The sequence below is a fragment of the Erwinia sp. V71 genome (assembly GCF_965644245.1).
Lineage (GTDB): Bacteria > Pseudomonadota > Gammaproteobacteria > Enterobacterales > Enterobacteriaceae > Erwinia.
The window spans coordinates 1-12314 of the sequence record NZ_CBFFRK010000025.1; the positions used below are offsets into that span (position 1 = coordinate 1).

At 58.7% G+C, this 12314-nt stretch carries 6 protein-coding genes; all 6 read right to left on the reverse strand.

The window, feature by feature from the left end; genetic code table 11:
* Positions 1-247: 247 nt before the first annotated feature.
* The 6 genes from ACSZO1_RS08215 to ACSZO1_RS08240 are packed head-to-tail and all read right to left on the reverse strand — an operon-like array spanning position 248 to position 12109.
* The gene (locus tag ACSZO1_RS08215) at positions 248-1750 is read right to left on the reverse strand and encodes a DHA2 family efflux MFS transporter permease subunit (RefSeq protein ID WP_437611369.1); all 1503 of its coding nucleotides are present in this window, start codon (positions 1748-1750) and stop codon (positions 248-250) included.
* Positions 1731-2774: an HlyD family secretion protein gene (locus tag ACSZO1_RS08220; protein ID WP_437611371.1), complete on the reverse strand. Its 1044-nt coding sequence runs from the start codon at positions 2772-2774 to the stop codon at positions 1731-1733. Before ACSZO1_RS08220 ends, ACSZO1_RS08215 begins: the two co-directional genes overlap by 20 nt.
* Entirely contained in the window at positions 2771-4495 is a 1725-nt protein-coding gene (locus tag ACSZO1_RS08225; RefSeq protein WP_437611373.1) for an ABC transporter ATP-binding protein, read from the reverse strand. Before ACSZO1_RS08225 ends, ACSZO1_RS08220 begins: the two co-directional genes overlap by 4 nt.
* Positions 4482-6254 carry an ABC transporter ATP-binding protein gene (locus tag ACSZO1_RS08230; protein ID WP_437611375.1) on the reverse strand — a complete coding sequence of 591 codons (1773 nt, stop codon included), beginning with the start codon at positions 6252-6254 and terminating at the stop codon, positions 4482-4484. Before ACSZO1_RS08230 ends, ACSZO1_RS08225 begins: the two co-directional genes overlap by 14 nt.
* Positions 6255-6271: 17 nt before the next feature.
* The gene (locus ACSZO1_RS08235) at positions 6272-6673 is read right to left on the reverse strand and encodes a hypothetical protein (protein ID WP_437611377.1); all 402 of its coding nucleotides are present in this window, start codon (positions 6671-6673) and stop codon (positions 6272-6274) included.
* A gap of 6 nt (positions 6674-6679) precedes the next feature.
* Positions 6680-12109: an amino acid adenylation domain-containing protein gene (locus ACSZO1_RS08240; protein ID WP_437611379.1), complete on the reverse strand. Its 5430-nt coding sequence runs from the start codon at positions 12107-12109 to the stop codon at positions 6680-6682.
* Positions 12110-12314 lie beyond the last annotated feature (205 nt).

A 12314-nucleotide genomic window follows, 5' to 3' on the forward strand; every position in this document is an offset into this window, starting at 1 on the left:
CAAGAGCGGGCATCGTGAAAAGTCTATGTCAAAGAAAGGGTTATGTTCTCATAATTGACGATTAAATCGCACCTTCCTTAACGTTCGATCAGTTAATAAATAAAAATAAAGTGGAAAGAGGCTTCTATGATAACCATAACATGGCTATGGCTGAAATATGGCGTATTTTTGTATCAAATCTGATATATCACCATATCAGGATTTATCGACAATAAATGTAACACACAATATAATGAGAGAATTTCCCTCACCGCTCCCTGAACAACAGCGGCAGCCACAAGACCAGCAGCGCCACCAGCCCCATCACCCAGTAAATATCCAGATAACTGATCATCCGCGCCTGCTGATACAACGTATCCGCCAGCGATGACAGTGTACTAAGCGGCGTGGTGGCGGGTATCACATGTTCGCCCAGTCGCTCATAGTGCAGATGGGTACGCTGATGCAGCAAATTCACCACCCAGGCAATGCCAATACTGCCACCAAGATTACGCAGCAACGTTGACAGCGCAGAGGCTTCATTACTCTTCTCCGGCGGCAGGCCAAGGTAGGACAGCGATGCTACCGGGATCAGAATCAGCGGTAAGCCAATGACCTGCAACACGCGCGCCCACATCAGGCTGGCGAAATCGATCTGCAGCGACAAGGTCGTGAAATGCCACATCGACCAGGCAATCACCAGCAGCCCCAGCACCACCAGAAAACGCTGTACCGGCAGCTTGCTGGCAATCGCGCCGGTGACCATCATCGCCAGCATAATGCACACCCCCCCCGCCCCCAGCGTCAGGCCAGCCGTCCAGGCATCGTAGCCCATCAGTTCCTGCGCCATTTGCGGCAACAGCTGGGTGGTGCTGACTATCAGCAGACCAATCAGGAACATCAGCGCCGCACCAAGGGCAAAGTTACGATGGAGAAACAGCCGCACATCAAGGATGGGTCGCGGATGATACCACTCCCACAGCGGCAGGAAACTGAGGCACACCAGCGCCAGCACGGCGGTGGCGATAATAAAGGTGGACGAGAACCCGTCGTAAATATCGAAACGATCCAGACACAACTGCAGCGCGCCAAAGCCGATAATAATCAGCAACAGGCCAACGCCATCAATACGAACGCCTTCGCGCAGCCGCTGTTTACGCTCCTGCACCAGTAACGGCGGCTCGTCGATCAGCCAGTAGCACAGCAGCAGTGACAACAGGCCAATCGGCAGATTGATCAAAAACACCCAGTGCCAGGACAGCGCACTGGTCAGCCAGCCGCCAACCAGCGGGCCAATCGCCGGAGCCAGCAGCACCGCCACGCCGTACAGGGCAAACGCCTGCGGCCGCTTCTTCTCACTAAACGAATCCACCAGAATCGACTGCTCCACCGGTGCTAAGCCGCCGCCGCCGATGCCCTGCAGCACACGCGCCAGAATCAGCCACTCCAGTGTCGGCGCAATACTGCACAGCAGTGAAGCGAAGGTAAACAGCGCCACACTGATCATATAGTAGCGCTTGCGACCGAGCATATTCGCCAGCCAGCCGCTGACCGGCAGGATCAGCGCATTGGCGACGATATAGCTGGTGATCACCCATAACGCCTCGTTGTAACTCACGCCCATGGTGGCCGCGATATGGTACAGCGAGACGCTGGCAACGGTGGTGTCCAGCACCTCCATAAAAGTGGCGATGGACGACACCACCGCCACCAGCCACGGGTTATGGCGTCCGGCAGCCGAACGCGGCAGCTCAGGGTTGTATGCTGACATACGGTATCACGGACATGCCAGGTGCCAGCGGCAGCCTGCTAACAGCATCATCAGTAAAGACGATCTTCACCGGCACACGCTGGACAATTTTCACATAGTTGCCGGTGGCGTTTTCGGCAGGCAGCAGGCTGAATACCGCGCCAGTCCCGCGCTGAATACTGTCCACTTTCGCCTGATAGCGCTGCTGCGGCCAGGCGTCGATACTCACTTCCACGCGCTGCCCCGGACGCATATGCGCCAGCTGTGTCTCTTTAAAGTTGGCAGTGACCCAGACATGGTCATCAATGACATACATCAGCGTGGTGCCGCTGCTGATGGTATTGCCTGCCTCGGCGGTGCGTTTGGTGACGAAACCGTCTGACGGCGCGGTGACGCGCGTATAACTCAGCAGCAGACGCGCACTGGCGATTTCGCTGTCATCCTGCTGCAGCGTGGCCTGATACTCCTGCAGCGTGGCCTGTGCTTTCTGCAGTTGCGCCTGATTGTAGCTCAGCGTCTTACGCTGTGCCTGCAACGTGGCGGCACTGGTTTTGGCACTGGCGGCTTTAGCATCGAGATCGCTGTGGCTGACGGCACTGCCGGAGTTACGGTAGCGCTGATACTCTTTCTGATCGCGCTGACTCTCCACTTCGGCCAGTTGCAGATTAGCTTCGGCCTGGCCGATATTGGCCTCCAGCGCCGTCAGTTCGGCGCGTGTTTGGGCGAGTCGGGCTTCAGTGATCGCCCGCGCCGCCAGCGCTTTATCCAGCGCGATTTGCCGGTCACGCGGGTCCAGTTCCAGCAGCAGATCGCCGCGCTTCACCCGCTGGTTATCCTGCACCACGATACGGCTGATGCGGCCATCTACCTGCGCGGAAACCTGTGCCAGATGGCCGTCGATAAATGCATCATCGGTGCTTTCCACGCTGCGGCCAACGAACCACCACCAGCCGAGCACCAGCAGTGCGGCAACCAGCATAATCACGGCAAACAGGGTAAAAACGCGCTTCTTCTGTTGCTGCTGCGCGGGTGTCAGTTCACTCACTGCGACACCTCGCCACTTTCCTGCGCCTGCCACAGTCGCTGATAAATCCCCTGCTGCGCCAGCAACTGCTGGTGCGTACCGCGTTCGGCGATCGCGCCATTATCCAGCACCAGAATCTGTTCAGCATATTCCACGGTACGCAAGCGGTGGGCGATCATCAGCACCGTTTTGCCCGCAGCGAGACGTGACAGCGCCAGCTGGAGTTCCGACTGGGTCAGCGGGTCGAGCAGCGCGGTGGCCTCATCAAGCAGGATCACTGCCGGATCTTTCAGCATCATGCGCGCGATCGACAACCGCTGACGCTCACCACCGGACAACCGCTGCGCGCCCTCGCCCAACTGACTGTGATAACCCTCTGGCAGCAGGCGAACAAAGCTGTCACAACAGGCAGCCTGACAGGCGGCAATCACCTCGTCATCGCTGGCGTCAGAGCGGCCAATGCGCACATTGTCCAGCACCGAACCGTCAAACAGCTGCACATCCTGGAACACATAGCCGATACGCTCGTACACCTGCGCACTACCCAGCGAGGTCACTGGCACACCACCGAGCGAAATCTCGCCCTGCTGCGCATCCCAGAAACGCCCCAGCAAATGCAGAATGGTACTTTTACCGCTGCCGGATGCGCCAACCAGAGCGGTGACCGTGCCCTGCGGTACGCTAAAGCTGATATCGTGCAGCACCCGCTGCTGCTCATAGGCAAAGCTGACATGGTCAAAGCGGATATCATTGCTGGCGGGCAGCGGCTGATCGCTGTACTCGGCCTGTGCGGGTTCTGCCATCAGCCTGTCCAGCCGCTGCGCAGACTGGCGCATCACGCTCATCAGGGTGAAATACGCCGCCGCATCCAGCAGTGGATCAATCACCTTAAACGCCACCAGCACAAACAGCAGCCAGGTGACAGGATCGAGCGCGTTATCCAGTGCCAGCGCACTGGCGCAGACAAACATCACCACCAGCCCCAGCTCCGTGCACAGGCGGAACAGCTGCACCCCGCCGCCGCCCCAGGCTTCGATTCCCATACTCGCCTGTTTAATAGCGGTAAAATTATCGTCGATCTGTTTCATCATCGCCTGATGGCGGTTAAACAGACGCAGGGTTTTAATCCCGCCAATAAATTCCAGTAACAGACCAGAAGCCAGCGCAAAACGGTCACTCTGTCTGCGCACGGCACGCAGCAGGAAGGTCGACATCCCCCACAGCAGCAGCACGCCAAGCGGCACCAGGCTGATCAACGCCAGCGTTAGCGAGACATTGACGCACAGCAGCGCCAGCACAAAAATCAGCGCGGTACTCAGTCCCACCACCACTTCCGGTAACAGGTGAGAGAACACATCCTCCACCCGTTTCATATGATCGGTCAGCAAAGAGGTGGTTTCCCCGGCGCGATGGCGCTGGAAATAACCCAGCGGGATGTTGCGCAGATGGTCAGCCACTTTCTCGCGATAGACCATCATAATGTCGTAGCTGCCAAGGAAGCAGCCAAGCTGGCCGAAGTGGGAGCAGACCAGCTGACCGATAAAACAGACCGCCATCGCCAGCGCGAGTGGCAGCCAGGCTGACCACGCTTCCGGTTGCTGCAACAGCTGTTGCAGCGCCAGCCAGGCGATAAAAAAGGGCGCGATGGCAAACACCTGCGCCACAATGCGCAGTGCAATGCCGACACTGATGCGCCGGACTCCGTTGCTCCCTGCCGCAGCCACCTGCTTAAGCACCGACATGGCTAACCTCTTGTGAACGAATATGCCAGTGTTGCAGCTGATACTGGCTGTGCCAGAGCTGCTGATACAGCGTGTTTTCCGTCATTAACTGCTGATGGCTGCCGCGCGCCACCAGCTGACCGTTTTCCATCAGCAACAGTTCATCCGCCTGCTGCACGGCAAACAGACGATGAGCGATCGTCAGTACCGTGGTGTGCGGACGGGCAGCGCGTAAGGCGCGGTAAAACGCCGCTTCGGTTAAGGCATCAGCGAAAGCAGTGGCTTCATCAAGGATCAGGATCGGCGCTTCCGCCAGTAACGCACGGGCAATGGCGATACGCTGGCGTTCGCCACCGGAAAGACGCACGCCGCGCTCGTTCACCAGCGTATGAATACCCTGCGGCAGCGCGTTAACGAAGCCGCTCGCCTGGGCAATCTCCAGCGCCTCTTCCATCTGACGGTGCGTCGCCGCCGGATTCCCCACACGCAGGTTATCCGCCAGCGAGCCTTTAAACAGGAATACCTCCTGGCCCACCAGGGCAAACAGCGCCGCGCGCGTCTGATCGTTCAGTTCGCTCAGCGGTGTATCGCCGACACGAATGTCACCACTGTCAGCCGGTAACAGCCCGGCCAGCAGCCAGGCGAGCGACGATTTCCCGGCGCCGGACGGGCCAACCAGCGCATAGAAACCGCCGGGTTGTAATGTCAGCGAGACATCACGCACCACCTGACGATGCGCATAGCTGAAGCAAAGCTGCGTGGCCGCCAGTTGTGTACTGGCGGGTGTCACACTGCTTTTCTCTTCCTGCTCTGCCAGCAGGAACGGCTGAATACGCGCCATCCCCGCCAGCACTTCGCGCATCAGGCTGCTGAAAAAGGTCACGCGCAGCAGCGGTTTCAGCAGGCCACTGCCGAGCATTAATACCAGCACCAGTTCACTGATGGTCAGCGTGCCATGACTGATACGCCAGATACCGACCGGCAGCAGAATAAAGATATTGGCATTGAGCAACACGACAAATACCGACCACGACGGTACGGCGCGCCGGGTAAAGCCCTCAACCAGCTGATGGTAGCGTTGCAGACTGTCATGCAGCAGACGGAACGACTGCGCCGTCTGGCGATACGCTTTCATCACCGGCACACCGCGGACAAATTCAACAATCGCGCTGTTCAGCTGCTCCGTCGCCTCGTTGTAGGTGCGCACGCGCTCCTGCATGCCGCGCGAAAACATCTTCTGCGCCAGCAACGCCAGTGGCACGGTGATCAGTGTCGCCAGCGCCATTTTCCAGTCGAGCCAGAACAGAAACAGCGCCGCGGTGAGCGGACTGACCAGCGCGGAAATCAGATCAACCGTATGGTGAGCAATAAAGCTCTCCAGCCGTTCGACATCATTAATCATGATTTTGCGCAGGCTGCCGGAACTGTACGTCGACAGCTGCATCAGCGGCAGCCGTGTCAGTACCCGGGCAATACGCAGACGCAGCTGATACAACACCCGAAACGCCGCCAGATGGCTGAAATAGCCAGCACAGTTGAGCAGCAGATATTTCAGTACCAGCGCCAGCGCTAACCAGCCCGCCAGCGCCAGCAGCGGCTGCTCATCCAGCGTTCCATTCTGGACAAAATTCGCCGCCAGCCATAACAGATAATAAGGAATAAGCTCCATCAGCACTGACAATGCAGCCAGCGCCAGTGCCCTGTTCAGTGTTTTTTTCTCACTGCTCACCAGCGCCATCAGGCTGGCGAAGGGCGATGGAGTCGATTGTGGAGATGACATTGCTACCCGACCTTAGGTTAATGATTATCCTGTAACCAGTATTGCGCCTGCTGTTCCGCTTCCGCCTGCGTTGCCACTACCTTATACGGATAAGGGATGGCTTTACTGGTCAGATAGCGCAGCGCATTACGCCAGATCGAACGGCGTTTCGCCTCGTCCGGCTCCACACGTACCGCGCCACGGCACCAGCGTTGCTGTGCTTCACGCGTGGTTTTCCCCCACGCTTTGTACTGACGGAAAAACTGTGCGGAATCTTTTGGCATTTCCACGCCACTGAAGATCAGCACAAACGGCTGCTGGCGATCGAGCACCGCCTGCAACGCGGCAATATGCGCTGCGGCTTCGTGATCGGCCACCTGCTCCGGCATCACATAGTGCACCAGCGGCCAGGCGCGGGTATCAATGATCTCTTCTGACATGCACGTTTATCCTTGTGTTATCTGCTGCAGTACGGCAAACAGTGCCGGCTGGGTAATAATATTGAGATGATTGCTGTGATTAATGGTGTGATGCTCTGGCGGCTGTGTGAACCAGCCCTCAAGCGCATCAGTGGCGCTGCCCCAGTCAGCGGCGCGTTCGCTGGCACTGATAATCTGCGCCGGCAGATCGAGCAGACGACAAGGCGCGGCCACCATCGCCTGTACATTAGCGCGGATCACCGCGATCAACCGTGTCAGTTCCTGATCATCCAGTGCCAGTCCGGCGGGCAATACCCGTCGCCAGCAGGCCAGTTTTTCGGCTTCAGCCAGTCCGTTAAAGCTGGCTATTTCACGTTGCAACGCGCTGTCCGCCATCGACTGCCAGAGCGCATACTCGCTGCTGGCGCAACGCGTCATCGCCTGCTGTGGCGCAGGATCGATCAGCGTCAGTGACGCCACCGGCTCACCCTGCTGCTGCAGCTGGCGCGCCACTTCGATGGCCAGATACGCGCCCATTGACCAGCCAGCCAGATGCAGCGGTCCGCGAACTGACTGCTGACGCAATGCCTCCACCACCCGCATCACCTGGGCATCGAGTGAGGCTATCGGCGCTTCACCCGGCAGCAGGCCGCTGGCCTGAATACCAATGCAGTGCAGCGAAGATGACAGTGCTCCGGCCAGCCGCTGATATGCGCTGGCGAAACCATCACTGGCATGGAAGCAGAGCAGTTTTTCGCTACGTGCATCGCTCAGTTCCACCAATGGCAACGCGAGTGCTGGCTGCGCACTGGCATCCAGCGCAGCGGCCATTGCCTGTAGTTGCGGATGGGTGAAGATCAGCCGGATTGGTACCCGCGTCTGCCACTCACTGTTAATCCGCGTCACCAGGCGGGTGGCGAGCAGGCTGTCACCGCCTGCGGTAAAGAAGTCCTGCTCACGGCCAACCTGCTCCACCTGCAACAGCTCGCACCAGATCGCCGCCAGTCGCTGCTCCGTCGGAGTTTGCGCTGCGCTGAAGCTCTGCGTCTGCTGGCTGCTGACCTGCAACGGTTGCGGCAGCTGCTTACGGTCAACTTTACCGTTGGCGCTGAGCGGCAGTCTGGCAATGCTGATCAGATGATCGGGCAACATATAGGCAGGCAGACGTTCCGCTATCGTCTGCTGTAACTGCTGATGCGTGACCGCCGTATGCGGACGACGGGCAAGGAACAGCTGCTGGCCGGTAAACGCCATCGGCGTACCGGCATGCGGCCAGATATCAATCAGCTCAAATCCGGCATCGGTTAATGCACTGCGCCACTGACTTTCGCTCAGTAATGGCGAGTCGCCCTGACTGCTGCCCCCTTCCGCGGCATGTTCCAGTACAGCGGCTGCCGTTACCCACTGCAGTTGTTTATCCACTGTCGCTTCCAGCAACAGCAGGCTGCAGCCAGGCTTCAGCATCAGCCAGATATCGTTCAGGGTAGCTGACAGGTGATGAGCATTGTGCAGCACGTTTGCGGCCAGAATGGCGTCAAACGATTCCGCTGCATAATGTTGCTGCGCAGCGCGCTGATTAATGTCGTAGCGTCCGGTGCGCAGTGACGGATAGTGACCAAAACGCTCTGTGGCATAGTTCGAAAACCATGGGCTGACATCCGTATGGTGATATTCACCCATCGCCGCCAGCGCGGAAAATGCCGGTAAGGTGCTGGCTGTCAGACCGCCGATACCGGCACCAATCTCAAGCAACTGCGGCGCATCACGCCCGCCCAGCAATGGCGGCAGCATGGCGGCCGCAATGCTGCCAAGGTAATCAGCAATAATATTGCCCTGATACAACGCCTCCGATGCCTGGCTATCGCCATCAGGGAACAGCAGCGAACTGGCTAACTGTGGCTCACGCAGCACGTTTTCAATGGCATGGCTGCTGGCAAAGAGCCAGTCAGCAAAACGGCTGCCATTATCCAGCCAGCTGAGGAACTGGCGTAAACGATGTTTGCCATCGTCCAGACGCTGTGCCAGCGCCATCTCGGTGGGAGCACAGTCAGCAAGACGCCAGAGACCCTGATCCTGTTCCAGCCAGCCTTCTTCTTCGAGTGCCTCATGCCAGCGTTCGAGCAGACGGCTAAATCGCGGTGCAATTCTAAGCTCCGTCAGACGCGTTGCAATCAGCCATCCCTGCGGCTGACAAAACGCCAGTTGCTGGAGAATCTGTAACATCAGCAGCGGCGCCAGCGATTCACTCTCCGCCTGGAAGGCGCATAGCGAGGCGATACGGCTGGCCTCTGGCAGTTGCTCCGCAGCCTGTGCGCCTGCCCGCTGTAATGAGGTGTTATCCACCGGTTGCGGCTGCAATACCAGCCAGGCCGCCAGCTGCTGCGCACCCGAAACCGTGGTCACCACATCCGCCGCCACCGCCTGCACGCTATTCTGCGCCAGCAATGCGGCTTCAATTTCACCCAGTTCGATACGGTGCCCGCCCACTTTCACCTGCGCATCACGACGTCCGAGGAATTCGATACATCCCTGCGAGTCATAACGCGCCAGATCGCCGGTGCGGTACAGCCGCTCACCACTGCGTGGATGGTGAATAAAGGCTGCTTCGGTACGCATCACATCGCGCCAGTAACCTGCCGCCAGACCGCTGCCAGCAATAAACAGATCGCCCGCCACTCCCGCCGGGCGATCACGTCCCTGCGCATCCAGTACGTAATAACGCTGGTTCGTCAGTGGGAAGCCATAAGGCACCGCATGCCAGTCAGCCTGCTGCGGATCAACGTCAAACCAGTTCGACCAGATTGCTGCCTCGGTCGCGCCACCCATGGCGATAATGCGTGCCGCAGGCGCAACCTGCGGGATAGCGGTAACGAGGTCACGGCCAATCCAGTCGCCGGAAAGCATAATCGCGCGCAGTTGCGGCAGTGTCGCCCCCTGACTGCGGCCATATTCCAGTAACATCGCCAGCAGTGACGGCACCGAGTTCCAGCAGGTGACCTGGTGTTGCTGCAACAGCTGCCACCAGTGCGCCGCATCGCGCATCCCTTCCTGCTGCGGCAATACCAGTGCCGCGCCCGCAGCAAGAGTGGCGAACAGATCGAAGATTGCCAGATCGAAGCTTAACGAAGAAATACCGAACACCCGGTCAGTCGTATTCAGCTGCAGCCGTGCGCGAATATCGGACAGGGTATTGGCGGTGGCAGCATGCTGCATCGCCACCCCTTTCGGTTTGCCGGTGGAGCCGGAGGTGTAGATGATATACGCCACCTGCGTCAGCGGTGGCAGCTGAACCTCAGCGCACGCCTCTGGCAGCTGTTGCAGACTGATGCCACTGATCGCCGGGCACTGTGCCAGACACGCATCGTCAGCAATCAGCGCCACGGCATCAGACTGACCGATCACCTCATGCAGACGCGCCAGTGGCCAGTCGCTGGCGACCGGCACCAGAATCGCTCCGGCGGCCATCACGCCCAGCGCCGCGATAATCTGCCCGGCACTTTTCGGCAGCGACACTATAACCGGTTTTCCGCTACAGTTCAGCTGATTCAGCCGTGTTGCAACGCGCAATGCCTGTTGCGCCAGTTGCTGATAACTCAGCGGTTCACCGTCGGCAATCAGCGCGATGGCATCAGGCTGCTGCTGTGCCTGGTCAAAGAAACCGGCATGCAATGGCGACAGCGGCAGCATCAGTTCGGTACGGTTAACGGCGGCGCGAATCGCGCGCTGCTCAGCGGCCAGCGGCAGTTCCAGCGGCTGTTGCCATAGCTGGCTGTCATCGGTCAGTCGATCGAGCAGTTCACCATACTGGGCAAACAGCTGGTCAATCATGCCCGCCGGGAACAGCTCCTCAATCACAATCCAGTTATATTCCAGGCTGCCTTTCCGCACCATCACCTGGTGGTCCAGCCACACCTGCGGCGTGGCGGTGTAGAGGAACTCCGGTTCGCCGAGCAGATCCGCCCCTTCCACCAGCGTATCGAGATCCATCCCCAGCAGACTGGTAAACACAATCGGCATGGTACTGCTGTCCGCCATCCCCTGCCGTTTCGCCAGTTCACGCAGCACATCGACGCCACCAAACTGGCTGTGCGCCAGCCGCTCCCATAGCATCTGCTGGATCGCCGCCGCCCGTTCACGGAATGGCACGCGTTGCTGGCAGTCAACACTCAGCAGCAGCACCGAGGTAAAATCGCCCACCAGTTGCGCCACGTCGGGGTGGTAAGGCCGACGGTTGAAATGGGTCAGATTAAGGGTAAATTGCGGATTTTCGCACCACAATGTCAGCAGTTCACTGAATGCCGCCAGCAGCATTGCGGAGGGCGTAATGCCCGCCTGCGACGCCTGTTGTGACAGCTGCTGCCAGCGCGCGGGGTCGATACGCCGTTGCAGGCGACGGAAACTCGGCTGCAACACCTCGGCAGGCTGGCGACACAGCGGCAGCTGCGGCGCAGGCCACAGTTGATCTAAACGATCCAGCCACCAGTCACGATCATCGGCCCAGGCGCTGGACGATCGCGCCTGCGCTTCTGCCAGCTGATAATCGCGGAAGCTGTAGCGAATATCCGGCAGTACCAGCTGCGGCTGATGGTAAAAACGCTCCAGCTCCGCCAGCACGATATGAAAACTCTGCACATCGAAGGTCAGCAGATCAAGATCGAGATGCACGCGGCAATAACGCTCGTCTTCCTGGCTGGTGCGCAGTTCAAACAGCGGCCACTGGCTGGCATCAAGGACCTGCTGGCACATGCGCTGACGGGTAGCATTAAGCTGTTTTTCACGCTGTTCACTGCTCATTCCACGCAGATCATCACGTGTTACCGCATAATGTGGCACACGGTGCAGGATGCGCTGCTGGCCGTTATCATCAACACAGGCGCGCATCATACCGTGGCGGGCAATCACCCGGTTCCACGCGGCTTCAAAGCGATCAATATCGAAACCGGCAATCCGCCATTCGAAATAGACGTGACAGGAGACGCCACCGAGCGCCAGCGACTGGCTGCGGCCAATCCAGTAGGCATGCTGAATATCGGTGAGGGCAAATGGCGGCGTGGCACGCTCCACGTCCAGCGCCTGCCAGCGTTGCCACTGCTGATCTTCGCCGCACAGCAGCCAGCCGCCGGGTTTCAGCAGCTCCAGCCACAAATCCGGCTGCTCAGGCGGCGCACTCAGCAGCACCAGGTCATAACCGGGCTGGCTGAAACGTCTGCGCGTCAGCGTGTTGTGAATATCCAGATGCTGCCAGTCGATCTCCGGCGCACTTTTGCGACGGGCAATCTGCGCCAGCCGCGACGTCACCGCCTGCGTATAGCGTGCAGCGTGCTGGCGCAGTTGCCGTCGTACCTGACAATTTCCCTGTTCTGTATCAGCAACATCCAGCACATGGTAGTGCGGGGTTTCTTCACGCGTGGCGATTTCCGCCAGCAGCGCATCAACGTGCGTTTTATCTGAATTCACCGTGGCTCCTGTTGTGCAACAACAACGTCCCTTACCCGATGTTGTCGGCGAGTAAACACCGACTGGTAAATATGTCGAAATCAGCTATTTATATAACGATATTGCAAATGATAATTATTTTTATTACGGTGGCAAGCGAAAGTTTGACGAAAAAAACAGCATAAAAAGTGGTGGTTTTCCCCACCGGGAATTGTGCGAACAAGGC

Excerpts from the sequence above, each read along its gene's own strand:
- ACSZO1_RS08215 (WP_437611369.1), bottom strand. The coding sequence starts at position 1,750 with ATGTCAGCATACAACCCTGAGCTGCCGCGTTCGGCTGCCGGACGCCAT.
- ACSZO1_RS08225 (WP_437611373.1), bottom strand. The coding sequence starts at position 4,495 with ATGTCGGTGCTTAAGCAGGTGGCTGCGGCAGGGAGCAACGGAGTCCGG.
- ACSZO1_RS08230 (WP_437611375.1), bottom strand. The coding sequence starts at position 6,254 with ATGTCATCTCCACAATCGACTCCATCGCCCTTCGCCAGCCTGATGGCG.
- ACSZO1_RS08235 (WP_437611377.1), bottom strand. The coding sequence starts at position 6,673 with ATGTCAGAAGAGATCATTGATACCCGCGCCTGGCCGCTGGTGCACTAT.